Genomic DNA, 24,768 nt, shown 5'->3' on the forward strand with positions numbered 1-24,768 from the left:
CGTTCGCCATCCCGTTTCGGCGCCTGATCCCGGTGAATTCTCGGCAGCGAGTTCGGATGAACCGGCGCCGGGCGTTCGTCGCGGTTCGGACCCTCGGCGTCGGGGGCGGCGGAGACGGGAACGCCGAGACCAACCGGTCCGGTGTGTTCGTGATCAGGGGGCACCTGGTTCCCTTCGGCTCGGCCGTGTCGTGTGTTACGGATCGGCAATCGGACGAAATCTGCGGCTATGGTCGGGGGCATGGGCACCGAGAACTCTTCCGCGGACCAGCTACGAGCGGCCCTGGACGGCCCTTGGCGAGAGGTGCGCGAACAGGCGCGACGGCAACTCTGCGACGATCGGCTGTTCGGCGATCCGCACCTAGACTACCGGGCGGCCCGGGCGCGGGTCCTCGACCAGATGCGTCTGGTCTCCGAATTCGGTTATGCCGAAAAGGGTTTCCGGATCGATCACGGCGGCACCGGCGATCCGGGCGGCGCGGTGACGGGGCTGGAGATGCTGGCCTACGCCGATCTGTCGCTGTGGGTGAAGTGCGGTGTGCAGTGGGGACTGTTCGGTGGCGCGGTGGAGAACCTCGGTACCGAGCGTCACCGTGACGTTGTCAAGCAGCTGCTGCGGCTGGACCTGCTGGGCTGTTTCGCGATGACCGAATCGGGCCACGGCAGCGATGTGGCGAACCTGGAGACCACCGCCACCTACGATCCCGCGACCCACGAGTTCGTGGTGCACAGCCCCACCGAATCCGCGCGCAAGGACTACATCGGCGGCGCCGCCGAACACGCGCGGATAGCCGCCGTGTTCGCGCAGTTGATCACGCAGGGTGAGAACCAGGGCGTGCACTGCTTCCTCGTGCCGATCCGCGACGAGCAGGGGCGCGACCTCCCCGGCGTCACCACCTCCGACTGCGGGCTCAAGGGCGGCCTGCCCGGCGTGGACAACGGCCGGATCCGATTCGATCAGGTGCGGATTCCGCGGGAGAACCTGCTCAACCGCTATGCGGATGTGGATCCGGACGGCACCTACGCCTCCGAGATCGAGAACCCCAGCCGCCGGTTCTTCACCACGCTCGGCACGCTGGTGCGCGGTCGCATCAGTGTCGGCGGCGCGGCCGCGGCGGGTGCGCGGGTGGCCCTGAGCATCGCCCTGCGCTACGGCGATCAGCGCCGCCAGTTCGCCGATCCGGATTCCGGCGAGGAGACCGTGCTGCTGGACTACCGCAGCCACCAGCGTCGGCTGCTGCCGCACGTGGCGCGCGCGTTCGCGCTGTCGTTCGCGCAGAACGACCTGGTGCGCCGCATGCACGCGGTGCAGACCGGGCAGGACCTGGACCCGGCCGCGCAGCGCGCGCTGGAGAAGCGGGCGGCCGGGCTCAAGGTCGCCCAGACCCGGCACGCCACCCGCACGATTCAGGAATGCCGCGAATGCTGCGGCGGCGCGGGCTATCTCACCGAGAACCGGCTGGTGACCTTGAAGGCCGACACCGACGTGTTCACCACCTTCGAGGGCGACAACGTGGTGCTCACCCAGTTGGTGGCCAAGGAGCTGCTCACCGCGTACTCCGACGAGGTGCGCGACCTGGATGCGCTGGGCTGGGTGCGGTTCGCCGCCACGATGGGCCGCGACGTGGTGCGCCAAGGTACCGGTGTGCGCCAGCTCATCCAGCGGCTGCGCGACCGGTCCGACGAGAGCGTGGACGACGGCGACCTGTCGAAGCGCTCGGTGCAGCTGCAGCTGTTCGCCGATCGCGAGGACTACCTGGTGCGGACCGCCGCGCACCGGCTGCAGGCCCGCGCCAAGGACACCGGCCCCTTCGAGGCGTTCAACAACGCCCAGGACCACATCCTCACCGCGGGTGAGGCGCACATCGACCGCCTGGTGCTGGAGGCGTTCATCGAAGGCATCGCCGGGATCGACGACCCGGAGGCGCGAGCCCTCGCCGACACCGTCTGCGACCTGTTCGTGTTCTCTTCGCTGGAACAGAATCTGGCGTGGTACATCATGCACCGCTTCATGTCGGTGGAGCGGGCGAAGGCGGTGCGCCGCGGCGTGAACGAACTCGTCGACCGCCTCCGCCCGGACTCCGCGACCCTGGTCGAGGCCCTGGGCGTCCCGGAGCAGATGCTGCACGCCGCCATGCTGAACGACGCCAGCGTCCACCAGCGCGGTGTGGTCGACCACCCGCGGTAGCCGCCGGAAATAGCGGGAAGGGCGCACTCGCTATCGTCGAGCCGTGAACCGACCGCTCGTTATCGCAAGGCGCGAGATCGTTGCCCCCGTGGCGGTGGTCGTGGGCATCGTCGCAACTGTGCTGCTGCCGTTGACGTTTCCGGACGGTGGCGGGCCGACCGGGCTGGATCGGGTGGTGGGCGAGTGGGTGCGCTCGGCCCTAGGCGCGCATCCCGGGGTGTTCGAGGCGCTGGTGATACCGAGCAATGCCTACGTTCTGCTGCCGGTCCTGGCGGTCGGCGTCGTGTGGTATGCCGCGCGTCGGGAGTGGTGGAACGCCGGATTCCTGTTCGTAGCACCGGAACTCGCGGTAGTGATCAATACCTGGGTGCTGAAGCCGGTGTGGCACCGGCATCTCGAGGACTATCTCGCCTATCCGAGCGGCCACACCGTTCACTTCGTGGCCATCGCAACGGCTTTCGTGCTGGTGGCGGAGACCCGGCGCACCCGCGTGATCGAGATCGCAGTCGCCGCCGTGCTGCTGGCGGCCGTCGCCGTCGGGATGGTCGGGCTCGGATATCACTATCCCACCGATATTCTCGGCGGGATCGCGGCGGCGATCGCCCTCGCGACCGCGCTGTACGCGGCGACGGAGCGGCTCAGGCGGTGCCGTAGGTGAGCAGCAGCGCGAGCACGAACCAGAGCACCCAGGCGGCGGCGACCAGCATGCCGATGGCGAGGACGATGCGCAGCGCCGCCCGGCCCATATCAAGCCGGCCGACCTCGCGCGGATACAGCTTCCACGGGCTGTACCAGGGCGTCCGGATGGCCAGCGGCCCGGAATAGGCCTGCTCGGCCGCCGCCTTCTCCTCCAGATAGGCCTCGGCCTGCGCCTGCTGCGGCCCGCCGTACCAGAGCGTGATGTCCACCGGCCCGCCGAAACCCTCGTGCTCGAGGTCCTGCGGCGCCGGAAGGTACGGCAGGATCCCGAGGCCGCGGAAGGTCATCGCGACATCGTTGACCGTCCACTGCGCGCGACCCTGCGAGGCCAGCGTGTTCAGGTAGTCGGCGAGGCGGCGCGGATCGTCGCCGAGCACCACCTCGAAGCTGGGATCGCTCCACAGCTGCCGGATTTTCAGGTCCGCGCCGTGCGGCGGCACCACCAGCACCACCCCGTGCACGACGCGCTGCCCGAGGCTGCGCTCGGCGAGCCAGCTCTGCAGGGCGTAGGTGTGGTCGCGCGACTTGTCCAGCGGCGCCCGGCGGTCGCCGCCCTCCAGCGTCATCACCTGGTTGCCGACCCGCCAGGGACCGTTGAGCGGCACCTCCATCTCGCCGCTGGCCTTCTCCACCAGGGCCTCGGCCTCGATCACCACGCAGCTGGTCGGCGTCCACACCACCGCGTCGAACTGATGCAGCCGATCGTTGTGGAACAGGCTGCAGTTCACGGTGGCCACGCCGTGCGGGTCACCCTGGCCCTTCCAGGTGCGCAGCCAGTCGATCAGCGCGCGTTCGGCCAGGGTGCCGGCGGCATTCTGCACTCGCACGAGCATTGGCGACCAGCCCTTCCCGTCGACACTCGGTACCGAAAGCATATGTGCCCGCGCCGCTTCGAGTGGGGATGCACCCCCGCGTGTGGGCAATCGGGCGTGCGGGCCACGCGCTCCGGGTCGATTCGGCCCGCCGCTCCCGGTCGTTCCGGTGCTCTCAGGCCGTAGGCACCGCCGGATCGGCCGGGCGGATGGGCAGGCGCAGCGCGCCCGGCGCCGCCGCGGGCACCGTGGGCTGGTTCGGCGCGGTCGGGGCGATGCGCCGGTACGGCTGTCCCAGTTCGGGGCGGGCGTCGGCCTCGCCCTTGTTGGGCCAGAACGCCATCGCGCGCTCGGCCTGCGCGGTGATGGTGAGCGACGGGTTCACGCCCAGGTTGGCGGTCACGGCCGAACCGTCGGCGATGTGCAGGCCCGGATGACCGAAGACCCGCTGGTACGGATCCACCACACCGCTCTCGGGCCCCTCGCCGATCACGCAGCCGCCGATGTAGTGGGCGGTGGCGGGAATGTTGAACACATCCATGACCAGGCCCTGCACATCGCCGTTCACCTTCTCGCCGAACCGCCGCCCGACGTCGTGCGCGATCGGGATCCAGGTCGGATTCGGCTGTCCCGTACCTTGTTTCGTCTTCAGTTGACCCCAGCGCCGGAACGAGGTCAGCGAGTTGTCCAGCGACTGCATGACCAGCAGGATCACCGACTTCTCCGACGCGCGCCGGGCGTTGAGGCTGCGCAGGAACACCATCGGGTGCATGACCATCGCCAGCAGGAACCGCAGGAACCGGAACGCGCCGCCGTCGACGATCGGCGCCGACAGCGGGAACAGCGCGTTCTGCCCCTTGCCGTAGTGGCACACCTCGATATGGGTATCGGGCTCGGGGTGGATGGAGGAGGTGATGGCGATGCCCTCGGCGAAATCGGACCGCTCGCGGCTGACCACGTTGAGGATCGCCTCCGAATTACTGCGGGTCAGTTCGCCCAGCCGCGGCGACAGGTTCGGCAGCACGTCCGCGTCCCGCATCTTGTGCAGCAGCTTCTGGGTGCCCAGCGCGGCCGCCGCGAAGACCACTTGCTCGGTGGTGAAGGTCTTGCGGCCCTTGCGGATCCAGCGATCCGACCGCTCCGTCTCGATGGCGTAGCCGCCGCCGACCATCGGCCGCACGCTGCTCGCCGTGGTGAGTTCGAACACCTTCGCCCCGGCCTGCTCGGCGAGGTACAGGTAGTTGGTGGGGGTGGTGTTCTTGGCGTTGTGCGGGCAGCCGGTGAAGCACCGGGCGCAGTGGATGCAGCCGCTGCGGCGCGGCCCGACCCCGCCGAAGTACGGGTCGTCGACCTCGGTGCCCGGATCGGCCTCGTTGAAGAACACGCCGACATTGGTCGGGTGGAACGTATCGCTGACGTTCAGGTCGTCGGCGATGGAGCGGATCACCTCGTCCGCCGGGGTCATGCGCGGGTTCTGCGCCACCCCGAGCATGCGCGTGGCCTGGTCGTAGTACGGCGCGAGCTCGGAGCGCCAGTCGGTGATGTGCGCCCACTGCGGGTCTCGATAGAAGTTGGGCAGCGGTTCGTAGAGGGTGTTGCCGTAGATCAGCGACCCGCCGCCCACGCCGGAGGCGGAGAACACCGCGCACTTGCCGAGCACGCTGATCCGCTGCGGCCCGGTCAGGCCCAGCCGCGGCGCCCAGATCGACTTGCGCACATTCCAATTCGTCTTCGGGATGGACTCGGCCGGCCAGCGGCGGCCGGACTCGAGGACGGCCACCCGGTAGCCCTTCTCGGTCAGCCGGAGCGCGCTGACGCTGCCGCCGAATCCGGAGCCGATCACCACCACGTCGTAGTCGAAGTCGGGCATGGTCTTCCTCTCAATCCACCGCACTGCAATGACACGATTTCCGACTCATTCTTTCATCCCGTCGGAGATGGCTCGAAACATATCCTGCCCGCATGCCCGATCCGGCGCGCCCGTATGGCGCTGTTGTGCCGTTTCCGGTAAGCAACAGCTGTGACGAGCGAACCACCCGGACCCGCGGCCGACGGCCGCCAGGACCGCATTCTCACCGTGCCGAACGTGCTGAGCGTGCTGCGCCTGATCGGCGTCCCGGTGCTGCTGTGGCTGCTGCTGGTCGAACGCGCCGACGGCTGGGCGTTCACGCTGCTGATCGTCAGCGGTTTCACCGATTTCCTGGACGGCAAGCTGGCCCGGCTGCTGGACCAGTACTCGCGGCTGGGCGCGCTGCTGGATCCCTTCGTGGACCGGCTGTATCTGGTGGCGACGATCCTGGGCCTGCTGGTGCGCGGCATCCTGCCCTGGCCGTTCGTCGTCGTGCTGATCGGCCGCGAGCTCGTGCTGGCGGCGGTACTTCCCATCTACAAGCGCCGGGAACTGCCCCTGCCCGAGGTGATCTATCTGGGCAAGGCGGCCACCTTCGCGCTGATGTCGGCCTTGCCGTGGCTGCTGGCCGGACAGATGGACTGGGCACTGGCAGGTTTCAGCCGGGCCTTCGGTTGGGCATTTTTGATCTGGGGTACGGCCGCCTACGTCTGGACGGGCGTCCTGTATCTCGGCAAGGCCGTCGCCGTGGCCCGCGCGATACCGGCTGTGCCGCAGGGATCTCGCATCGAGACATAGCCCGGGGGTGTGCGGGGTAAGCATGTCCGCGCGAGCCGATACAGTGATCATCACGCCGGAGAGAGGATGCCCGTGAAAGGACTGCAGTCGTGAGTGACGTTCCCGAGGATCTGCGCTACACCGAGCAGCACGAATGGGTGCGGCGGACCGGTCCGACCCGGGTGCGGGTGGGCATCACCGATTACGCCCAGTCACAGCTCGGTGACGTCGTGTTCGTGCAGCTGCCCGCGGTCGACAGCGACGTCAAGGCCGAGGAGGGCATCGCGGAGGTCGAGTCCACCAAGAGCGTGTCCGATATCTACGCTCCGCTGAGCGCGAAAATCGTTGCGGTGAACGAGAATCTGGACACCGAGCCGGAGAACCTGAACACCGATCCGTACGGCGAGGGCTGGATGTTCGAGATGGAGGTCTCCGACGCCGCCGGCCTCGACGCAACACTCGGTGACCTGCTCGATGCCGCCGGTTATGAAGGAGTTATCGGGGCCTGAAGCGGCCTTCACAGTTCTACCTGCACGGGATCCCCCAGGCAGGGTACGGTCAATGCCAACAGATGTGCCGGCGGCCGGTGCCGGAATTTCCAAGGGCGCGACAGCCGGTCGCGTCGGTTGACGGCAAGTGCATCGGATGCTTGTACGGATAATCGGTTCGAGGAGGAGAGCAAGGGTGAGCGAGAACAAAGACCCGGGTTACGGGGAGAGCGCGGCCGAGACTACTTCGGTGTTCCGCGCTGACTTCCTCAACGAGGTCGACGCGTCGCGCACCGGTGAGCAGACCGGCGATCAGCCGGTCCAGGGGGTCGAGGGCCTGCCTCCGGGCGCTGCCCTGCTGGTGGTCAAGCGCGGTCCGAACGCCGGCTCGCGATTCCTGCTGGACCAGCCCACCACCTCGGCGGGGCGCCACCCCGACAGCGACATCTTTCTCGACGATGTCACCGTCTCCCGCCGCCACGCGGAGTTCCGCCAGGACGACGACACCTTCCAGGTCGTGGACGTGGGCAGCCTGAACGGCACCTACGTCAACCGCGAGCCCGTGGACTCCTCGGAACTGCAGAACGGCGACGAGGTCCAGATCGGCAAGTTCCGGCTGGTGTTCCTGACCGGACCGCGTCCCGCCCAGAACGATTCCGCCGGCGCTCTATAGCAGGTCGGTACGAGATGACAGGCGCAGCGCAGTGGACACGCGGAGGAATGTCGATCGGCTCCGTGCTGGACCTGCTGCGTCCGGATTTTCCGGACATCACCATCTCCAAGATCCGCTTCCTCGAATCGGAGGGGCTGATCAGCCCGGAGCGCACGCCGTCGGGCTATCGCAGGTTCTCCGTCGCGGACGTCGAACGGCTGAGGTTCATCCTGACGGCCCAGCGCGACCAGTACCTGCCGCTGAAGGTGATCAAGGAGCAATTGGAGGCGATCGACAGCGGCGCCGCGACGCTCGGGGTGCGCGAGGCGCGTGCCCGGGCGGACGGCGCCGGGGCGGACGGATCGGGGCAGGCATCCGGCGCCGCTCGCCCCTCCGGTGCCCTCACCCCGCCCCGGAGGCTCGGCGTGGTTCCCGGTGAGGTGTCGCCCGAAGAGCTGCGGTTCGACCACGAAATCCGCATCACCCGAGCCGATCTGCTGGAGCAGGCCGGTATCGACGAGAAGTTCCTCGCCGAACTGATCCGCGCCAATCTCATCACCCCCGGCGCGGCCGGTTTCTTCGATGCCGAGGCGGTGACGCTGGCGCGCACGGCCAGGGCGCTGAGCGAATTCGGCTTGGAGGCGCGGCATCTGCGCGCTTTCAAGCTGGCGGCCGATCGCGAGGCGGCGATGGTCGCCCAGATCGCCGCGCCGATAGCCAAGAGCCGGGACGCCGATGCGCGCGCCCGCGCCGAGGAGACGGTGCGTGAGCTCGCGGCCCTGTCCCTGACACTGCACACCAGCCTGGTGAAGACGGCGGTGCGCGGTGCACTCGGTAGCTGAAATCTTCGCCTAGACTCGGTGATACGGCCGACCCCATCGTGCCCGGGGGGAGGTCGGCGATGCATGGGAGGCAGTGCGATGAGTGAAATGCGTGTGATCGGCATCCGTGTCGAGCAGCCCCAGAACCAGCCCGTGCTGTTGCTCCGCGAGGTGGACGGCGATCGGTATCTACCGATCTGGATCGGGCAGGCGGAGGCGACCGCGATCGTCCTGGAGCAGGAGGGCGTGACGCCTATCCGCCCGCTCACCCACGACTTGATCAAGGTCCTGATCACCGAGCTGGGGCACACGCTCAAGGAGGTCCGGATCGTCGATCTGCAGGAGGGCACGTTCTACGCGGATCTGGTGTTCGACAACGACCTGCGCATCTCGGCGCGGCCGTCGGATTCGGTCGCGATCGCCCTGCGCGTCGGTTGCCCGATCTATGCCGAGGAGCCGGTGCTGGAGGAGGCCGGGCTGGTGATGCCCGACGAAAAAGAGGACGAGGTGGAGAAGTTCAAGGAGTTCCTCGAGTCGGTCTCGCCCGACGACTTCAAGGCGACTGATAGTTAGCTGCGCCGTAGCCTCGAAAAAGCTGCTTCGACCGGGCGATCTCTCTACCTCAGGTAGAGGGTGAGAAACACGCCGCGCGCGAAGCTTGGTCCGGTGCCACTGCTGCCGGGACAATCGAGGGAGTAGCCTCGACAGTTAGGCCGTTGTTCGCACCGGCGAAGCAGTGAGGGAGTAGTCAGTGGGAGATCAACCGCAGCAGACTGGACCGGGGGCGCGGCCCGCCACCGTGGTGCAGCCCGGGCTGTTCCCCGATGACACGGTGCCGGACGACCTGGTCGGTTACCGGGTTCCCAGCGCATGCCAGGTGGCCGGCATCACCTACCGGCAGCTCGACTACTGGGCCCGCACGGGCCTGGTCGTCCCGTCGATCCGCAGCGCCACCGGCTCGGGGAGTCAGCGTCTCTACTCGTTCAAGGACATCCTGGTCCTGAAGATCGTCAAGCGGCTGCTCGATGCGGGCATCTCGCTGCAGAACATCCGCATCGCCGTCGACCATCTGCGCAGCCGCGGCGTCGAGGATCTGGCCGGTATCACCCTGTTCTCCGACGGCACCACGGTCTACGAGTGCACCTCCCCGGAAGAGGTCGTCGATTTACTGCAGGGCGGGCAGGGCGTCTTCGGCATCGCCGTCAGCGGCGCCATGCGCGAACTGACGGGCGCCATCGCCAACTTCCCGGCCGAAAAGGCCGAGGTCACCACGGCCAGCGACCGCCCGGAAGACGAACTCGCCTTCCGCCGCAAGGCCCGCATGAACCGCAAGACGGGATAGTTCGCCCGCGTCCGGCGCGCTCGGTCTCCATCTCATGCCCGGCGCGCTCCGTTCTCATCTTGTTGCCTGGCGCGCTCGGTCCCCGTTCGACTGCCCGGCGCGCTCGGTCCCCATTCGACTGCCCGGCGCGCTCGGTCCACGTTTCATTGCCCGGCGCGCACCGTCCCATTTCATTGCCCGGCACGCTCTTGGCCGGGCAGGTAACACGCTGGACATCCGGGTACGCATAGACTGGGCCTTGCGTCGCCGCCGTGCGGGAGAGTTCCGGGTCCGACCCGGACGCCGAAGGAGCAGCACCTCCCCGTCAATCTCTCAGGCATCAGGGACCGTACGGACCATCGGCGCCTCTGGAAAGCGGTGGCTGCACACAATGCGGACCACCCGCCCATGGGGAAAGGGATCCCGCGTGCGGGACCTGAATCTCTCAGGCGCCACGACAGAGGGGGAGGGCCCGAAGATGTCGGCGCCGTGCGTTGCTCGCGCCGTGCCGACTCCGCCCTGACCCTGGGAGCTGCCGTGACCCGTTCCTTCGCCGATCGCCACATCGGACCCGACACCGACGCCATCGACCGGATTCTCGACACCGTCGGCGTCGGCTCGCTGGACGAGCTGGCCGAGCGCGCCGTCCCGGCGAGCATCCTCGACGCGACGGCGGCGAACGGGCTGGGCATACTTCCCCCGGCGGCCTCCGAACACGAGGTGCTCGACGAGCTCGCCACCCTCGCGCGATCCAATACCGTCGCCGCCTCCATGATCGGCCTCGGCTACTACGACACCCTGACCCCGCCGGTGCTGGTGCGCAATCTGCTGGAGAATCCGGCCTGGTACACCGCCTACACCCCGTACCAGCCGGAGATCAGCCAGGGCCGCCTCGAGGCGCTGCTGAACTTCCAGACCATGGTCTCGGATCTCACCGGCATGGAGGTCGCCAACGCGTCCATGCTGGACGAGGCGACCGCCGCCGCCGAGGCGATGACGCTGCTGCGCCGCGCCAATCGGAGCAGCAAGTCGAACCGGCTGCTCATCGACACCGATCTGTTCCCGCAGACCCGGACGGTGCTGTTCACGCGCGCCGAGCCGCTGGGCATCGAGATCGTCGAGGCGGACCTCGCCGCGAACGCGCTGCCCGACGGCGAGTTCTTCGGCGTGCTGGTCCAGGTGCCCGGCGCCTCCGGGCGCATCGTCGACCGGACCGATCTGATCGCGGCCGCGCACGAGCGCGGCGCGCTGGTCGCCGCCGGAGCGGACCTGCTGGCGATGACCTTGATCACGTCGCCCGGCGAGCAGGGCGCGGACGTATGTTTCGGCACCACACAGCGTTTCGGGGTGCCGCTGGGGTACGGCGGCCCGCACGCGGGCTATCTGGCGGTGCGCACCGCGCACGCTCGCCAACTGCCCGGCCGCCTGGTCGGCGTCTCGAAGGACGCCGACGGCCACCTGGCCTACCGGCTCGCGCTGCAGACCCGTGAGCAGCACATCCGCCGCGAGAAGGCGACCTCGAACATCTGCACGGCCCAGGTGCTGCTGGCCATCGTCGCGGCGATGTACGCGAGTTACCACGGCGCGGACGGGCTGCGCGCGATCGCCCGCCGGGTGCACGGGCAGGCCGAACGCCTGGCGGCCGGGCTCGGGGAAGCCGTTGTGCACGAACGGTTCTTCGACACCGTGCTGGTGCGGGTGCCCGGCGGTGCGGAGGCCGTGGTGGCCAAGGCGCAGGGGCGCGGGGTCAATCTGCGGCTGGTCGACGCGGACCATGTGGCGGTGGCCTGTGACGAGGCGACCACCGACGAGAATCTGGCGATCGTGCTGGACTCCTTCGGCGCCGACGGAGTTCCGAATAAGACGGCGCTGCCCTCGATCGAGACCCGCACCTCGGAGTACCTGACCCATCCGGCGTTCACCCGCTACCACACCGAAACCGCCATGCTGCGGTACCTGCGGCAGCTGTCCGACAAGGATATTGCGTTGGACCGCAGCATGATTCCGCTGGGTTCGTGCACCATGAAGCTGAATGCCACGGCGGAGATGGAGCCGATCACGTGGCCCGGGTTCTCCCGCGTGCACCCGTACGCGCCGGTCGAGGACGCCCCCGGCCTGCTGCGGGTGGTGGAGGATCTGGAGACGTGGCTGTCCGCGATCACCGGCTACGACCGGGTGAGCCTGCAGCCCAATGCCGGTAGCCAGGGGGAGTACGCCGGGTTGCTGGCGATCCGGCGCTATCACCTGGATCGTGGTGATACGCACCGGGATACGTGCCTGATCCCGTCCAGCGCGCACGGCACCAACGCCGCCTCGGCGGCCATGGCCGGGCTGCGGGTGGAGGTGGTCAAGTGCCGCGAGAACGGCGACGTCGACCTCGACGACCTGCGGGCCAAGATCGCCGATCACGCGGACCGGCTGGCCTGCATCATGATCACCTATCCGTCCACGCACGGGGTGTACGAGCAGGAGGTGGCCGAACTCTGCGCGCTGGTGCACGACGCGGGCGGCCAGGTGTACGTCGACGGAGCCAACCTGAATGCGCTTGTGGGACTTGCCCGTCCGGGTCGCTTCGGCGGTGACGTATCGCACCTGAACCTGCACAAGACCTTCTGTATCCCGCACGGCGGCGGCGGGCCCGGCGTCGGGCCGGTCGCGGTGCGCGAGCATCTGGCGAAGTATCTGCCGGGCGATCCGCTGGAGGCGGGGTCGCACGCGGTGTCGGCGGCGAAGTACGGGTCGGCGTCGATTCTCCCGATCACGTGGGCCTACGTCCGGATGATGGGTGCCGACGGGCTGCGCCGCGCCACCCTGACGGCCATCGCGTCGGCGAATTACATTGCGCGGCGGCTGGATTCGTACTATCCCGTGCTCTACACCGGCGAGAACGCCATGGTCGCCCACGAGTGCATCCTGGACCTGCGCGAGATCACCAAGCGCACCGGCGTCACGGTGGACGATGTCGCAAAACGCTTGGCGGACTACGGGTTCCACGCTCCGACGATGAGCTTCCCGGTGGCGGGCACGCTGATGGTGGAGCCCACCGAGAGCGAGAACCTCGAAGAACTGGACGCATTCATCGACGCGATGATCGCGATCAAGGGCGAGATCGACGAGGTCGCCGCGGGCACCTGGCCGCTCGAGAACAGCCCGTTGCGCGGCGCCCCGCACACCACCGCCTCTCTCGTAGGCGACTGGCCACACCCCTACACCCGTGAAACCGCCGCCTACCCGCTGGGCCTCACCTCCCCCCGCCCCAAGGTCTGGCCCGCCGTCCGCCGCATAGACGGCGCCTACGGTGACCGCAACCTCGTCTGCTCCTGCCCACCCCTGGACGCCTACACGGACTAGTACCACTCCTCGGGTAGCTCGAAGATGCGAGGATTGTGCAAGAGCGAGCGAGTATCGTTCTAACGTTGTCGCAGGTCAGCTTGTTTGAATGGTTCGTCCGTGTTCGTCGCGCCCCGGAAGCCCCGTGGGCGTTCATCGAAAGGCTGGAACCATGACCGCTCGTCTCGACGGAACCGTTGCCTTGATCACCGGGGCCTCCAGCGGCATCGGCGCCGCCACGGCATCCGAGCTCGCCCGTGCGGGCGCGGCGGTGGCGTTGGTCGGCCGGCGCAAGGATCGGCTCACCGATCTCGCCGCGGAAATTACCGACGCGGGCGGTCGGGCGCTGGTGGTGCCCGCCGATATCACCGACGCCCAGGCCGCCGCGGACGCGGTGGAGCGCACGGTGGCGGAACTGGGCCGCCTGGACACGCTGGTCAACAATGCCGGTCTGATGCTGCTGGGGCCTGCTCCCGGTGCGGATCTGGACGACTGGCGTCGCATGATCGATATCAATCTGATGGGCCTGATGTACTGCGCGCACGCCGCCACCCCGCATCTGGTCGCGGCGGCCGCCCAGGGGCCACGCCGGATCGCCGACATCGTCAATATCGGCTCGCTGGCGGGGCGGGGCGCATTCGCCATGTCCGCGGTGTACTGCGCGACGAAGTTCGGCGTCGGCGCCTTCAGCGAGGCGCTGCGCCAAGAACTCGCCCGTCAACACGTCCGGGTGTCGGTCATCGAGCCCGGCAGTGTCGATACCGAACTGCGCGACCACAATTCGGCCGCCGTCCGGGAGCAACTCGCCGGTGCCTTCGGTTCTATCGAGCGGTTGCAGGCCGGTGACATCGCCGATTCGGTGAGCTACATCGTGACCCGACCGCGGCACGTGGCCGTCGCCGAGTTGCTGGTGCGCCCGACCGAGCAGGTCTGACCGCCACACCAGGACAATGACGATGTCGGCGAATCGGACTGCGGGCACACTGCTGGAGGAACTGCGTGTGCTGCTGGGCCGCCACGCCCGCACCGACGCGACGACCGCTATCGCGGATCTACTGGTCGGCCGGGAGGAGACGGACACGCCGCCGCCACCGTCCATGGGCGGGACCCGCATGACGCTGATCGCCCAGGGCGCAAAGCAGCTCGCCTACGGCGAGCAGGTGTATGACTACCGGGCCGGGCAGTGCCTGGTGGCGTCGGTCGCGGTGCCGCTGAAGTGTCAGTTCATCGACGCCACCCCGCAGCGTCCGGTGCTGGGTCTGTGTTTGCGCCTGCAGCCCGCGCAGGTCGCCGAAATGATGGTGCACGCTCCGCCCGACAGCTTTCCCGACGACGAGGACAACACCGCGGCCGCGGTCGTTTTCGCCGATGCCTCCGTCGAACTGCTCGACGCCACGGTGCGGTTGGTGCGACTGCTCGATCAGCCCGGCGATCGGGACGTGTTGGCCCCGTTGGTCAAGCGAGAGATCCTGTGGCGCTTGATGACCGGCGCGCATGGCCCGACCGTCCGCCGGATCGGGCTGACCGATCCGCGCTTTTCTCCGATCGCCGAAGCGGTGCAGTGGATTCGGCAGCATTATCGTGAGCCGTTCCGGGTGGAGGACCTGGCCGAGCGCACCGGTATGAGCCCTTCGGCGTTCCATCGGAATTTCCAGGCCGTCACCGCAACCACGCCCATCCAGTACCAGAAGACGATCAGACTCCAGGAGGCGCGTCTGCTGCTGGCCGCCGATCCTGGAGATGTCGCAAGCATCGGATACCTCGTCGGATACGACAGCCCCTCCCAGTTCAGCCGGGAATACCGCCGCCTGTTCGGCACGCCACCCAGCCACGACGCAATCCGGTTCACCGCGCGAGCAGGCGACGACACCGATTGACCCGTCCCAGAACCCCATCCACGCCCGCGGGCGGCCTTATCCAGGAGCGAGATATGACATGGAGTGAGATCGGCGCAGGCAAATACGCGATGCTGACCACCTACAAGAAGGACGGCAGCCCGATCGGATCGCCGGTCTGGCTCGCTCCGCAGGACGGCCGAATCGTGGTGGCCGCCAACGGTGACAGCTGGAAGATCAAACGCATCCGGCGCAACCCGAACGTGACGCTGCAACTCTGCAACGCCCGGGGCACCACCACACGAGGTGACGTGGTCGACGGCCACGCCGAGATCATCGACACCGCCGAAACCCGGCAGGTGCGGGCATTGATCCGCCAGAAATACGGCATCGTCGGCGCACTCGTCGCCTGGGCGGGCAAGCTCCGGGGCCCGGACAACACAGTCGGCATCTCCATCACACCCGCTGCACCACGGGCCTAGCACGATCACGGGACGGCGAGGTGCAATCGGGGAGTCACAGGAGGGCGGGGTAGAGGTCGTCCCAATCCGGGTTGGTGGTCTCGATCAAGCGGATCTTGCGTTCCCTGCGCCAGGTCTTCAGCCGACGCTCCTGAATCAAGGCGGCTTCCAAGGTTCCGGCGGATTGGTACCAGACGAGCATGTGGACGCGAAATCGCTTGGTATAGCTCTCCACCACGTCGTTTCTGTGCTGCCAGGCCCGGCCGACGAGATTGCTCGTCGCGCCGATGTACAGCACGCCGTGCGGGTGACTGGCCATGATGTACACGCACGGCGGCGGCCGCCTATATCTCCTCCCCATGCCGCGATCGTGGCATGGGGCACCGACAATTACGGGGTGGTGAGGGCGTGGTTGACGGCGGTGCCGAAGGTGAGGTCGTTGGAGCTGGTGAGGCGGGTGTAGGTGCCGCCGGTTTTCTGGGCGAGGGTTTGCAGGGTCTGGGTGCCCTGGCCGCCGACGACGATGACGTCGACGCGGACGGGGTGGGCCGAATCGGTCGCGGCGGTGATCTTGGAGAGCAGTTGGTCGCCGGTCAGGGAGGAACCGTCGTTGGGGCCGCCGGTGATCAACAGCACCGAATTGGTGCGGCCCTGGGCGTGGCCGGTGACGGCGCTCTTGTAGGCCGCCTCCAGGGCGGGATAGGTGCGGTCCGACTGCGCCGAGGACACCGAGACGTTGCCGAGCGACTGGGCTAGTTCGGTGCGGTGCTGCCGGGTCAGCGGGGCGGTCTGGGAAACCACCTTGTACGGGTTGCCGTTGTCCTGATCACCGGCGTAGGTCCAGACGCCGAGCCCGAAGTCCGGCGGCATGGTGTCCATCGTCGACTGCAGCGCGCCGAGCGTGTTGGCCAGCCGGGTGAGCGAGCCGTCGGTGGCGCCCATGGCGGCGGAGGTATCGAGCAGAACCGTCGACTGCACGCCCAGCACCGGATTCGCCAGAACCGACTTCACTTGGTCGAGAACGGATTTCGGCGAGGCGGCGACCGACGCGGCGGCGGGCTGGAACCCGTTGTCGGCGAAGAGTTTCTGCTGTTCGGGGGCGCGCAGGTAATCGGTGAAGATTCCGGCGACGAGGTTCTGAGTCTTGTCCACCCACGGCCCGGTCAGCAGGGCGGCGGGGTAGTCGGCGACGGGGTTCGCTCCGTCGGGGCGGAACTCGGTGGTGCCGCCCGAGGTTTTGAGTTGCTGTTCGGTAACCGCAGTGGCGTGGATGGCGGCGTTCGCGGCCCCGGGGGCTCCGGTGAGGCTCGCCAACGCACCCGTCGTATCGCCGGATTCGGGTGCGCCCGCGGCAAGCTGCGAGATTCCGGAGACCACCTGCCCGGTGCGGGCCGCCTCGTCGGTGAGCGGTTCGGCTCCGGAGACATTCGAGCCCACGGCCAGGGCGGCGGCGAGCGCCTTGTCCCCGGCGGGCATCGCCATGCGCAGACCGCCCCAGCCGTCGAGCCCGACCTCCCCGAGCGAACCCTGCTGCAGCCGAGGCAGATCCGACCAGCCGACCTTCGCCTGGTCCAGCGCCTGACGCAGCTGTTCGGGCACGGCCAGCACGATCGGGCTCACCGCCACCGACGCGGGGACGCCGCCGATCAGGCCGGGCACGCGCATCTGCTCGACCGACCGGGTCGAGTCCGCGATCCACAGCGCGGGCTCGGGGCCCAGCTTGGAATCCCAGCCGCGTCCGGAGGTGAACGCGCCCACCATCGCCGCCGACGGCTGCGCGTTCACCGCCACCGTGACGCAGTGGTCGCGCACCTGCGGTTTGGTGGCGTTGTAGCGGTCGGCGGCCGCGCGCACGGGCGTGGCGATATCGGGATCGACGGTCACCGGCAGGGTGACCTGCCCCTCCACGCATTCTCCGGCGGCGCTACGGTCCGAGGACGCCGAATGCCCCCGCAGCCAGAACCAGCCACCCACCGCGGCCACCACGAGTAGCACCGCCACCACGGACACGACCAGACCCTTACTGACGCCCCGCGAACTGCTGGCGCTGCGATGTGTACCCACGGTTCACCAGTGTATGTTCACGCCGCATTTGCCGCTCCGTCGCTCGGCCCGCCCCACCCGCTGGGGCGGGTGGGGCGGGCTATCTATGGATCCAGTGGGGCGCGCTATCTATGGATCCAGCGGTGGGGCGCTGTTTCTGTGGATCAGGCGGGCGGGGCCCTGGTCCCTATAGATCAGGGCTTACCTGCGGATCAGATAGGTCAGGGCTTACCTGCGGATCAGGCGGCCGCGGTCGTACTCGTGGCCGCCCCAGACGCCGGACTGGCCGGTGTCGGCGGCGAACTCGCCGCACTGGCGGCGGATCGGGCAGCCGGCGCAGACGGTGCGGGCGTAGGCGAAGTCCTGCGACGGGTACGGGAACCACGCGTCATGATTCGGGTCACCCTTGCAAGCGGCACCCTCCCAGCTCTGCGAATCCGAGAGCGGAAGCAGATCCACCAGGGTGAGTTCCTGTAGTGCGTTGGTCATTTCGGATCCCCTCCTTTCTCGGGGCTCAGGTGGTGGCGGCCAGGTCCTTCCAGATCCGCCGTTGTCTCTTCTCCATCTCGTTGGGGGCCTTCGGCTCCCACAGCAGTCGCATACCGGCCTCTTCCGGCGTGCGATCCGCCTTGTGCGTGTTGCACGGCCCACACGCGGCGATCAGGTTGTTCCACGTGTTCGGTCCGCCCCGGCTGCGCGGCCGGATGTGGTCGACGGTGCGGGCCCATCCGGCGCAGTACCCGCAGCGGTGCTCGTCACGCCGCAGCACCCCCGCGAGGGTGGCGCGGCTCTCGTCGTGCACCAGCACCCGGTGTTCGAGGTAGACGTAGCGCAGCAGCCGAATCGTTTGCGGCAGTGCGAGTTCCAGGTGCTTGGACCGGATCGGAAAGTGCGGCTCCCACGCGGCGACGGTCTCGGCGGCGCCGGTGATGAGCAGCACCACCGCCCGGTCGGCGCCGATATCGGTGAGCGCCTCGTAGGAGGCGTTGAGTACCAGCACGCCGGTGTTTATCCAGTTGTCGGGGGTGGGGGCCGCGTCGGGGGCCCGGCGGAACAGCATGGGTGTCACCAGGTTTCGAGGAGTGAACGAACAGGGGGAGTGCGGGCGGGGGTCAGGCCTGGCCCGGGAGGCGGCGGCCGAGTTCGCTGCCGTCGAGCAGGGCGTTCGGGTCGAGTCGATCGGTGCTCGAAAGCCGCTGCGGGGCATAGTTGTTCATTGCCGGGCGGTTATTGTCCGGATGCATCAGCCACCTCCTCCTTCCTGGTGTTCGTCGAAAGCCTCGGCCCCGAACGGGACCGATTGATCATCGTCTTCATGGTGACACAGCGTTACGGCCGTTGTCGGGTCATTTTCGGCCGTGCGAGGTGGTGTGACCCCCCTCGTCGCGATCTACAACGAGGAGGCGCGCGATTTTGTTCCGGACCTGCTCGTCCGCGCCGGGCGCACGAACAGGAACAGCACCGGAACCAGGTACGCCGTCCACACGATCGCCTGCAGCACACTCGGTTTCGGCTGGAAGTTGAAGATTCCCTTCAGCAGGGTGCCGTACCAGCTGTCCGGGGGAATCGTGTCACTGATGTCGAAGAGGCGGTTGTTCAGGCCGGGCAGGATGTTCGCCTCCTGCAGGTCGTGCACCCCGTAGGCGATGACGCCGGCCGCGATGACGATCAGCATGGCGCCGGTCCAGGTGAAGAATTTCGCCAGATTGATCCGCAGCGCACCGCGATAGAACAGCCAGCCGATCACCACGGCCGTGATCAGCCCCAGTGCGGCCCCCACGACGGGCCGGACGCCGTCGTCGGCGGCCTGCACCGACGCCCAGAGGAACAGCGCCGTCTCCAGGCCCTCTCGGCCGACCGCGAGGAATGCGAGCAGCACGAGCGCGCCGGTGCCGATGGTCAGTGCCTGATCCAGCTTGCCGTGCAGTTCGGCCTTCAGATATCGGGCGGTCCGGCGCATCCAGAAGATCATCCAGGTCACCAGGGATACGGCCAGGATCGACAGGATTCCGCCCAGCGCTTCCTGCGCCTCGAAAGTCAGCTGGCGCGAACCGAATTGCAGCGCCGCCCCCGCCCCGAGACTGATGCATATCGCCGCGCCGACGCCGAACCAGATCGGGGGGAGCTTATCGGTGTTACCGGTCTTTACCAGGTAGGCGACGAGAATGCTGACCACGAGGCAGGCCTCGAGGCCTTCGCGCAGGCCGATCAGATAGTTGGCGAACACGGCGATCGTCCGGGTGCCCGGTCAGCCTTCCGGCTTCAGCTGGACGTTCTCGAAGGTGACGGTGGCGCCCTCGCTCAGCGCCGGTTTCTCCCCGCTGCCGCCGTGCCGCAGGAATGTCGGCGGCTGCAGCGTGGCGCGCAGCGTGTAGGTGCCGTCGGGGACGGAGAAGTTGTTGGCGTAGTGGAAGAACGGCGCGTAGTAGAAGTTCAGGTTCTGCCCCTGCACCACGGCACCGTCGGGGCCGATCACCTCGAGGCGGATCGGGACGTCGGGCACGATCCGGCCCGTGGACGCCTCCATCGGGATGATCTCGATGTGGTGCGTTTCGCCGGGTGCGGGCGGGCGGTTGACCTGTTTGCCGTCGACGACCTGGAACCAGGGTTCGGCCGCCTCGACGATATAGCCGACGCGATAGTCGCCCGCGGTGGCGCTGCCTCCGTTGGCGGCTATCTCGGCCTCGAGGACCGTGTACTGCTCGGCGACACCGGCCGGGATCGACTGTTGCGCGGGGGGCTTGTCACCGTCGGACTCGTCGTCGCCACAGGACGCCGACAGCAGTGCGAGAGGAACGAATACCGCGAGGGTGCGGAGTAACGCCTTTGAACTGGTCATTTGATCTAGCCGCTTCAATCGTCCATAAGGTGAGCCAAACCTAAAGTGTAATGTGCGTCACGTCAAGAGGTTCGGCAATCGGCACCCGCTCACCGGTCGAGAACGGTGCTACGGTGCTGCCATCGTCGTCCGTACCGCTCGCCCCCGGGAGCTGTCGTGAGAACTCGACTCCTTCGCCACGCCGTAATCGCCCTCGCCGCCGCGGGACTCGCGGTCGCCTGTACCGAGAAGGGCGGCGACGACGGCTCCGGCGCCATCGCCGTGACCAACACCGATGACAGCTGCGAGCTGTCCAGAACCTCGGCGCCGGTGGGGGCGATCACCTTCGAGGTGCGAAACAAGGGGACCAGGATTACCGAGTTCTATCTCTACACACCCGACGGGAAGGTGGTGAGCGAGGTGGAGGGCATCGGCCCGGGCCTGTCGCGCAGCATGACCGTTCAGGTCACCGAGCCCGGGACATATTCCACCGCTTGTAAACCGGGGATGGTGGGCGCGGGAATCCGGGGACAGTTCACCGTCACGAAGTAGCGCTTCCTCGCCCGTTCCGCGAAATATCTTGTAGTAGAACGTGTATCGGATCGTGAGTTCGCGGGCAGCTCCCGTGCAGAGGTTATCGACGCCGACGTCACGTGTCCAACCAGTGTGCGATCTCGTCGAGATGCTCTGCCGCGAAGAGGTCCGCGCCATCGACTGCGTCCAATAGTCGCCACACGGACGGTGTGTAAGGACCGTGCACCAGGCGGTAGCCCGCCCGTTCCGCACGGGCCGCGAGGTCTGGAGCGGCCCGCAACTCGGCGGCTTGCGCGTCGGCGGTCGCGGCGCTGTCCGGCTCGATATCCATGTCAGGCATCCACCCTGCCGAAGTCGGTTGCCTTCGCGGCCAATGTGTTCCGGCCCAGTTGAGTAATTTCGTAGCGGCCCCTGCGTGGCCCGGTCATAATGAGGTTGCGGCTGGCGAGATTCGCTACAGCCTGGCGGGCGGTCCATTCGGTGAGGCTCGCCGAAATTTTTATCTGATGTTCCGTGAGCATTCCTCCGCAGCTCAGGGCCCGAAGGACCCGGGCCTGGGCGATGGTGAGTTTTCCGTGTTGCTGGTTCATGCCGTTATGGTGCGCCGCGTGGTCATGGCGGGAGGTGCGAAACGGGCTGTGCCAAGCGATCTGCGCATGTGCCCTGCATGCTTCCTGATCCGGGCACAGCGCGATTCCCGCGGTGGGAAATGGCAGGTCAGGTCTTGAGAAACGAAAGGGGACAGGTGATGGGAGGCAAGCCGGAGCACGGCATGTCGACGCTCGTGCGACGCCAGCTGGGCCGAGCACTGCGGGACGCGAGGCAGGCGCTGGGATACACCCTGGAACAGGTTGCCGAGGCGATGGAAACGAGTCGATCGACGCTCGGTCGGCTCGAACTCGGGCAGAACGAGAAGATCAGGGGGCGGGAAATCGAGGGTCTGTGTCGGTTCTACGGGTTGTCCGATGAGCGGACCGAGTACTTGAAATCTCTGGTGGCGCAAGCACACACGAAGTCATGGTGGCAAGCGCACCGACAGCTGGTCCTGCCTGAGTTCAACGCATACCTCGAGATGGAGTCTGGAGCGTGCGAGCTGTCGTTCTATCAGCCCATGGTCATCCCGGGGCTATTGCAAACACTGGACTATTCGAAGGCGATGGAACGTCCCTTTCTCCCGACCGATGATCCGGCCCTGATGGACCAGCGAGCGGCGCTTCGAATACAGCGATCTGCGATCCTTACTCGGCGTCACAGGCCTGTGCGGGTGGAATTTCTTCTGCACGAAGCTGTTCCGCTCACATCGGCTGTACCCGATCGTATGATGGCGGCGCAACTCCGTCATGTTGCCGACATGGGCACCCGGGAGAATGTGACGGTTCGGATCGTTCCGTTCGCGGCGGGCTTCCCGACCGGGGCTCCGGTTTCTCCCTACATCATCCTCGACTTCGCGCCTGACCTGCGGGGAATTACGGAGCCGCCAGTCGTTTATACCGAAAACACCATCGGTACAATGGTTTTCGAAGAAGTCGACGATGTAGAACGATTTCGGCAGATACATGAAAGACTGCGGACGGCGGCGTTGGACGAGCGTGCGACTCGCGATCTGCTCAGAAGGCTAGCAAGGAGGTACGAACAGTGACGATCCAGCTGTCGGGGGCGGAATGGTTCAAGTCGTCGCGGAGCGCACAAGGCCGGGAGTGCGTCGAGGTCGCGTGGCTCGATGCCGGGCATGTCGGTGTGCGGGACTCGAAGAACCCCGAAGGCCCGGCGCTGGTGTTCTGCCCGGGCGAGTGGGATGCGTTCACCGTCGGTGTGCGGGAGGGTGAATTCGACCGGGCGTAAGCGTGGTTCGATTGCCACGCCGACAAGGGGTGCGGGAACATGTAAGGGGTGCGGGAATCGATCTTTGCGTGACGAAATGCGTTGTGGCCGAATATAATCGAACATGTGAACGAATTTTCCGTCTGCGCTGATTCCTCCGCCGAGCTGGTGGAGCAGTTGCGGGCTGCGCACCGGCGGGTGGCGGTCGAACAGGCGGAGAAGATTCGGCTGGAGACCATGCTGTATCGGTGGCGGCGCTGTCAGGAACTGGAGTTGCGGGTCAATCCCGCATTTGCCGGACAGTCGGCGGCTACCGAGATCGGGGTGGTGCTGAGATCCTCACAGCGGCAAGCGGATCGGGAGATCGATCTGGGGTTGGCTCTCGAACATCGGCTGCCCCACTCGCGCCGCGCGTTCGGCTGTGGCCGCATTGATCTGACGAAGGTCCAGGTGATCTGCACGGAGTTGCAGAATGTGGATGAGGAGCTGGTGGCCGAGCTGGAGCCCCGCATCGTCGCCTACGCCGAGACCGTGGACCCTGCCCGGTTGAAGCGTGCGATCCGTCGCTGGGTTCTCGAGGCCGACCCGGCCGGGCAGGCCGAGCGGCGCAAGCAGGCCGAGCAGGACCGGTACGTGAACGTGGCCGCGCAGGACAACGGTACCGCCCAGGTCGATGCCGTGCTCCCCGCGGCGGGTGGGCAGACCTTGTACGCACGACTGCGGGAGATGGCGAATTCACAATGCTGCGCCCGAGATCCGCGCACCACCGGCCAGCGTCGCGCCGACGCCCTGGTCGCGCTCGCCGACGGCAGTGGGCGGCTGACATGCCAATGCGGGCGGCGTGACTGCCCGCATGCAGACATGGTGGCAGACGAACCCCGTAAACCACTGGTGCAGGTGGGCGTATCGGCGGAGACCCTGGCCGGACTGCAGGACAACCCCGCCCTGCTCGCCGGATTCGGCGCCATCGATGCCGAATTGGCTCGCCAGATTGCGAGTCACGCCCGCTTCCAAGTGTTCCCGGAATACGAGGCAACCAGCGCGGAGCGAGGCGAGAGCGTTATTGAAGCGGAGCGAGGCGAGAGCGGTATTGAAGTAGCGCAGCGGAACGAGGGCGGTATCGACACCGGAGAGCGGGACGAGAGCGGTATCGATATTGCAGTAGCGCAGCACGGCGAGGGCGGTATCGACACAGCTCAGCGGGACGGGAACGGTGTCGAGGCAGCACAACGGAACCGCGGCGATACCGCAGCGACGCCACAGTCCGGCGGTCACGCCGGTGGGATGCGGTTCCCGCCCGATACCTCGCAACTCGACGATGACATCGGCGCGCCGGAGCAATCCGTCGGCGATGCTGGCCGGGCTCGGCGGCTTGGCGGTGATGCTGGTCGGGCTGGGCAGCGTGGTGGAGATGCTGACCTGGCTGCACAACCTGACGACGACGCTGATCGGACGGTGACGGCGGTGGGTGCTGCGGCACCTGCCTGGTGCAGTGCGGAGCCGGGTCGGGAGGGTGCCGAATCCGAATCGGGCACTCATTGTGTCGGCGGGCGAGATGAGCGATCACCCACCGCATCCGGCTCTGGCAACCTCCGGTACCGGCCCGGTGCGCGTTTGGCGGCTCGGGTTCGTGCGCTCGACGGTGTGTGCCGCGCTCCTGGCTGTCGAACGCCTGCCGCCGCGGCTGATCTGGACCACCACGTTCCGTTCGACCACTCCGATCCGGCGGGTGGCGGACACACGACCGAAGAAAACCTCAGCTGCCGTTGCCGACGCCACCACCGCCTGAAGACCCTCGCCGACAACGGCGCCAATGGCTGGCGCATCCGTCAGCACCCAGGCCGTCGCCACGAGTGGCGCACGCCCACAGGGGAAATCGCGATCACGGAGCCCGAGGGTGCGCCATATCTGTTTCCGGCTACGCCCGTTCCGCCTGCCGCGACAATCGATGTACCCGCTCGCGATCGGTACGCTCGATCACCGATCGACCCGGGCGCCGTCGAGGCGGAGCTCACAGAATTGGTGCACGTCTATGTCCCGCCCGCCAGGCGGCGCCCGCGTGTATCCGCGGAGGAACGGGTCGGCGGTGCGACCGCAGTATTGTCGAATTCTGTGACCCGCCAAGGCAATTCAGAATGTCCGCCGTTCTGAAGCCATCGGTGATGGTGCGTGGCCCCGACGAGTGGCCGGTGTGGCGGACGATGCGGCTGGAAGCGGGCCGCGTCGAATAGTTGTCCGCAAACCCAGCCGTGGGAATGCTCGCGCGGCGCCCCACGCGCGTCGGTTGCCATACTGGCCGCCCTGTTGGAGGCCGGGTGCG

The 24,768-nt window shown here is 67.5% G+C and carries 27 protein-coding genes and 1 riboswitch; of the genes, 16 read left to right on the forward strand and 11 right to left on the reverse strand.

The annotated features are described in order from the left end of the window. The first annotated feature begins 240 nt into the window (after nt 1–240). Together NM1_RS20360 and NM1_RS20365 are read left to right on the forward strand one after the other, a co-directional pair. Entirely contained in the window at nt 241–2,187 is a 1,947-nt protein-coding gene (locus tag NM1_RS20360) for an acyl-CoA dehydrogenase family protein (protein WP_068022154.1), read from the forward strand. A gap of 43 nt (nt 2,188–2,230) precedes the next feature. Further along, nucleotides 2,231–2,845, forward strand: coding sequence for a phosphatase PAP2 family protein (locus NM1_RS20365; protein ID WP_084519827.1), 615 nt, complete (start codon nt 2,231–2,233; stop codon nt 2,843–2,845). On the opposite strand, the gene NM1_RS20370 is transcribed toward NM1_RS20365, so the two are convergent. Next, entirely contained in the window at nt 2,826–3,707 is an 882-nt protein-coding gene (locus tag NM1_RS20370; protein ID WP_246010734.1) for a nuclease-related domain-containing protein, read from the reverse strand. The genes NM1_RS20365 and NM1_RS20370 overlap by 20 nt on opposite strands. Before the next feature lie 166 nt (nt 3,708–3,873). After that, complete coding sequence (locus NM1_RS20375) at nt 3,874–5,568, reverse strand: GMC oxidoreductase (RefSeq protein ID WP_068021951.1); 1,695 nt, start codon at nt 5,566–5,568, stop codon at nt 3,874–3,876. Nucleotides 5,569–5,718: 150 nt separating this feature from the next. On the opposite strand from NM1_RS20375, the gene NM1_RS20380 reads away from it, so the two are divergent. The 10 genes from NM1_RS20380 (at nt 5,719) to NM1_RS20425 (ending at nt 15,253) form a co-directional block, all read left to right on the forward strand. Beyond that, nucleotides 5,719–6,345, forward strand: coding sequence for a CDP-alcohol phosphatidyltransferase family protein (locus NM1_RS20380; RefSeq protein WP_068021953.1), 627 nt, complete (start codon nt 5,719–5,721; stop codon nt 6,343–6,345). Nucleotides 6,346–6,434: 89 nt separating this feature from the next. After that, on the forward strand, nt 6,435–6,833 hold the full coding sequence (gene gcvH, locus NM1_RS20385) for a glycine cleavage system protein GcvH (RefSeq protein WP_068021957.1): 399 nt from the start codon (nt 6,435–6,437) through the stop codon (nt 6,831–6,833). 175 nt (nt 6,834–7,008) lie between these two features. Then, complete coding sequence (odhI, locus tag NM1_RS20390; protein ID WP_068021958.1) at nt 7,009–7,485, forward strand: oxoglutarate dehydrogenase inhibitor Odhl; 477 nt, start codon at nt 7,009–7,011, stop codon at nt 7,483–7,485. A 14-nt stretch (nt 7,486–7,499) separates the two neighbouring features. Beyond that, nucleotides 7,500–8,306, forward strand: coding sequence for a transcriptional regulator FtsR (gene ftsR / locus NM1_RS20395; protein WP_068021960.1), 807 nt, complete (start codon nt 7,500–7,502; stop codon nt 8,304–8,306). Between the two features lie 78 nt (nt 8,307–8,384). Continuing rightward, complete coding sequence (locus tag NM1_RS20400; protein ID WP_068021962.1) at nt 8,385–8,858, forward strand: bifunctional nuclease family protein; 474 nt, start codon at nt 8,385–8,387, stop codon at nt 8,856–8,858. Between the two features lie 178 nt (nt 8,859–9,036). Next, nucleotides 9,037–9,627: a MerR family transcriptional regulator gene (locus tag NM1_RS20405; protein WP_068021965.1), complete on the forward strand. Its 591-nt coding sequence runs from the start codon at nt 9,037–9,039 to the stop codon at nt 9,625–9,627. Nucleotides 9,628–9,871: 244 nt separating this feature from the next. After that, a riboswitch (glycine riboswitch) is annotated at nt 9,872–9,966 on the forward strand. A gap of 177 nt (nt 9,967–10,143) precedes the next feature. After that, nucleotides 10,144–12,957 (forward strand): aminomethyl-transferring glycine dehydrogenase, encoded by a 2,814-nt coding sequence (gcvP, locus tag NM1_RS20410; protein WP_373864057.1) that lies wholly within the window; start codon nt 10,144–10,146, stop codon nt 12,955–12,957. Between the two features lie 151 nt (nt 12,958–13,108). Further along, nucleotides 13,109–13,870 (forward strand): SDR family NAD(P)-dependent oxidoreductase, encoded by a 762-nt coding sequence (locus tag NM1_RS20415; RefSeq protein ID WP_068021968.1) that lies wholly within the window; start codon nt 13,109–13,111, stop codon nt 13,868–13,870. A gap of 22 nt (nt 13,871–13,892) precedes the next feature. Next, nucleotides 13,893–14,813: an AraC family transcriptional regulator gene (locus NM1_RS20420; protein ID WP_068022161.1), complete on the forward strand. Its 921-nt coding sequence runs from the start codon at nt 13,893–13,895 to the stop codon at nt 14,811–14,813. Nucleotides 14,814–14,866: 53 nt separating this feature from the next. Further along, complete coding sequence (locus tag NM1_RS20425; protein ID WP_068021971.1) at nt 14,867–15,253, forward strand: PPOX class F420-dependent oxidoreductase; 387 nt, start codon at nt 14,867–14,869, stop codon at nt 15,251–15,253. A 34-nt stretch (nt 15,254–15,287) separates the two neighbouring features. Here the strand turns inward: NM1_RS20425 and NM1_RS20430 are convergent, their stop codons facing one another. From NM1_RS20430 to NM1_RS20455, 7 genes are all read right to left on the reverse strand, one after another. Beyond that, a complete protein-coding gene (locus NM1_RS20430) occupies nt 15,288–15,593 on the reverse strand; it encodes a GIY-YIG nuclease family protein (protein ID WP_068021974.1) in 306 nt (101 codons plus the stop codon). 29 nt (nt 15,594–15,622) lie between these two features. After that, nucleotides 15,623–17,296, reverse strand: coding sequence for a substrate-binding domain-containing protein (locus tag NM1_RS20435; protein WP_068021977.1), 1,674 nt, complete (start codon nt 17,294–17,296; stop codon nt 15,623–15,625). A 207-nt stretch (nt 17,297–17,503) separates the two neighbouring features. Further along, on the reverse strand, nt 17,504–17,764 hold the full coding sequence (locus NM1_RS20440) for a WhiB family transcriptional regulator (RefSeq protein WP_068021980.1): 261 nt from the start codon (nt 17,762–17,764) through the stop codon (nt 17,504–17,506). A 25-nt stretch (nt 17,765–17,789) separates the two neighbouring features. Further along, nucleotides 17,790–18,335 (reverse strand): HNH endonuclease, encoded by a 546-nt coding sequence (locus NM1_RS20445; RefSeq protein WP_068021983.1) that lies wholly within the window; start codon nt 18,333–18,335, stop codon nt 17,790–17,792. Nucleotides 18,336–18,387: 52 nt separating this feature from the next. Continuing rightward, the gene (locus NM1_RS44065; RefSeq protein ID WP_255286200.1) at nt 18,388–18,519 is read right to left on the reverse strand and encodes a hypothetical protein; all 132 of its coding nucleotides are present in this window, start codon (nt 18,517–18,519) and stop codon (nt 18,388–18,390) included. Between the two features lie 146 nt (nt 18,520–18,665). After that, nucleotides 18,666–19,502, reverse strand: a complete 837-nt coding sequence (gene efeU, locus NM1_RS20450; protein WP_068021985.1) for an iron uptake transporter permease EfeU — start codon at nt 19,500–19,502, stop codon at nt 18,666–18,668. Nucleotides 19,503–19,523: 21 nt separating this feature from the next. Further along, a complete protein-coding gene (locus tag NM1_RS20455) occupies nt 19,524–20,114 on the reverse strand; it encodes a hypothetical protein (protein WP_068021988.1) in 591 nt (196 codons plus the stop codon). A 156-nt stretch (nt 20,115–20,270) separates the two neighbouring features. Between NM1_RS20455 and NM1_RS20460 the strand changes: the two genes are divergently transcribed. Then, nucleotides 20,271–20,645, forward strand: coding sequence for a cupredoxin domain-containing protein (locus NM1_RS20460; protein ID WP_068021990.1), 375 nt, complete (start codon nt 20,271–20,273; stop codon nt 20,643–20,645). A gap of 97 nt (nt 20,646–20,742) precedes the next feature. On the opposite strand, the gene NM1_RS20465 is transcribed toward NM1_RS20460, so the two are convergent. Both NM1_RS20465 and NM1_RS42385 read right to left on the reverse strand, forming a co-directional pair. Then, nucleotides 20,743–20,958 (reverse strand): hypothetical protein, encoded by a 216-nt coding sequence (locus tag NM1_RS20465; protein WP_114699389.1) that lies wholly within the window; start codon nt 20,956–20,958, stop codon nt 20,743–20,745. 1 nt (nt 20,959) lies between these two features. Continuing rightward, nucleotides 20,960–21,217: a hypothetical protein gene (locus tag NM1_RS42385; protein ID WP_147288814.1), complete on the reverse strand. Its 258-nt coding sequence runs from the start codon at nt 21,215–21,217 to the stop codon at nt 20,960–20,962. 119 nt (nt 21,218–21,336) lie between these two features. On the opposite strand from NM1_RS42385, the gene NM1_RS20470 reads away from it, so the two are divergent. The 3 genes from NM1_RS20470 to NM1_RS41335 all read left to right on the forward strand — a co-directional run bounded on the left by NM1_RS20470 (nt 21,337) and on the right by NM1_RS41335 (nt 24,599). Continuing rightward, nucleotides 21,337–22,266, forward strand: a complete 930-nt coding sequence (locus NM1_RS20470; RefSeq protein WP_169814297.1) for a helix-turn-helix domain-containing protein — start codon at nt 21,337–21,339, stop codon at nt 22,264–22,266. Beyond that, a complete protein-coding gene (locus NM1_RS20475) occupies nt 22,263–22,469 on the forward strand; it encodes a DUF397 domain-containing protein (RefSeq protein WP_068021998.1) in 207 nt (68 codons plus the stop codon). Before NM1_RS20470 ends, NM1_RS20475 begins: the two co-directional genes overlap by 4 nt. A gap of 177 nt (nt 22,470–22,646) precedes the next feature. Continuing rightward, nucleotides 22,647–24,599 carry an HNH endonuclease signature motif containing protein gene (locus NM1_RS41335; RefSeq protein WP_157123967.1) on the forward strand — a complete coding sequence of 651 codons (1,953 nt, stop codon included), beginning with the start codon at nt 22,647–22,649 and terminating at the stop codon, nt 24,597–24,599. Nucleotides 24,600–24,768 lie beyond the last annotated feature (169 nt).

The organism is Nocardia mexicana NBRC 108244 (assembly GCF_001613165.1).
Lineage (GTDB): Bacteria > Actinomycetota > Actinomycetes > Mycobacteriales > Mycobacteriaceae > Nocardia > Nocardia mexicana.

Bases quoted from the DNA above. Each gene is read 5' to 3' on its own strand.
- NM1_RS42385 (WP_147288814.1), bottom strand. From the start codon at position 21,217: ATGAACCAGCAACACGGAAAACTCACCATCGCCCAGGCCCGGGTCCTT.
- NM1_RS20445 (WP_068021983.1), bottom strand. From the start codon at position 18,335: ATGCTGTTCCGCCGGGCCCCCGACGCGGCCCCCACCCCCGACAACTGG.
- NM1_RS20425 (WP_068021971.1), top strand. From the start codon at position 14,867: ATGACATGGAGTGAGATCGGCGCAGGCAAATACGCGATGCTGACCACC.
- NM1_RS20465 (WP_114699389.1), bottom strand. From the start codon at position 20,958: ATGGATATCGAGCCGGACAGCGCCGCGACCGCCGACGCGCAAGCCGCC.
- NM1_RS20375 (WP_068021951.1), bottom strand. From the start codon at position 5,568: ATGCCCGACTTCGACTACGACGTGGTGGTGATCGGCTCCGGATTCGGC.
- NM1_RS20360 (WP_068022154.1), top strand. From the start codon at position 241: ATGGGCACCGAGAACTCTTCCGCGGACCAGCTACGAGCGGCCCTGGAC.
- NM1_RS20455 (WP_068021988.1), bottom strand. From the start codon at position 20,114: ATGACCAGTTCAAAGGCGTTACTCCGCACCCTCGCGGTATTCGTTCCT.
- NM1_RS20400 (WP_068021962.1), top strand. From the start codon at position 8,385: ATGAGTGAAATGCGTGTGATCGGCATCCGTGTCGAGCAGCCCCAGAAC.
- NM1_RS20420 (WP_068022161.1), top strand. From the start codon at position 13,893: ATGTCGGCGAATCGGACTGCGGGCACACTGCTGGAGGAACTGCGTGTG.
- NM1_RS20430 (WP_068021974.1), bottom strand. From the start codon at position 15,593: ATGGGGAGGAGATATAGGCGGCCGCCGCCGTGCGTGTACATCATGGCC.
- ftsR (WP_068021960.1), top strand. From the start codon at position 7,500: ATGACAGGCGCAGCGCAGTGGACACGCGGAGGAATGTCGATCGGCTCC.
- NM1_RS20415 (WP_068021968.1), top strand. From the start codon at position 13,109: ATGACCGCTCGTCTCGACGGAACCGTTGCCTTGATCACCGGGGCCTCC.
- NM1_RS44065 (WP_255286200.1), bottom strand. From the start codon at position 18,519: ATGCATCCGGACAATAACCGCCCGGCAATGAACAACTATGCCCCGCAG.
- NM1_RS20440 (WP_068021980.1), bottom strand. From the start codon at position 17,764: ATGACCAACGCACTACAGGAACTCACCCTGGTGGATCTGCTTCCGCTC.
- NM1_RS20470 (WP_169814297.1), top strand. From the start codon at position 21,337: ATGGCAGGTCAGGTCTTGAGAAACGAAAGGGGACAGGTGATGGGAGGC.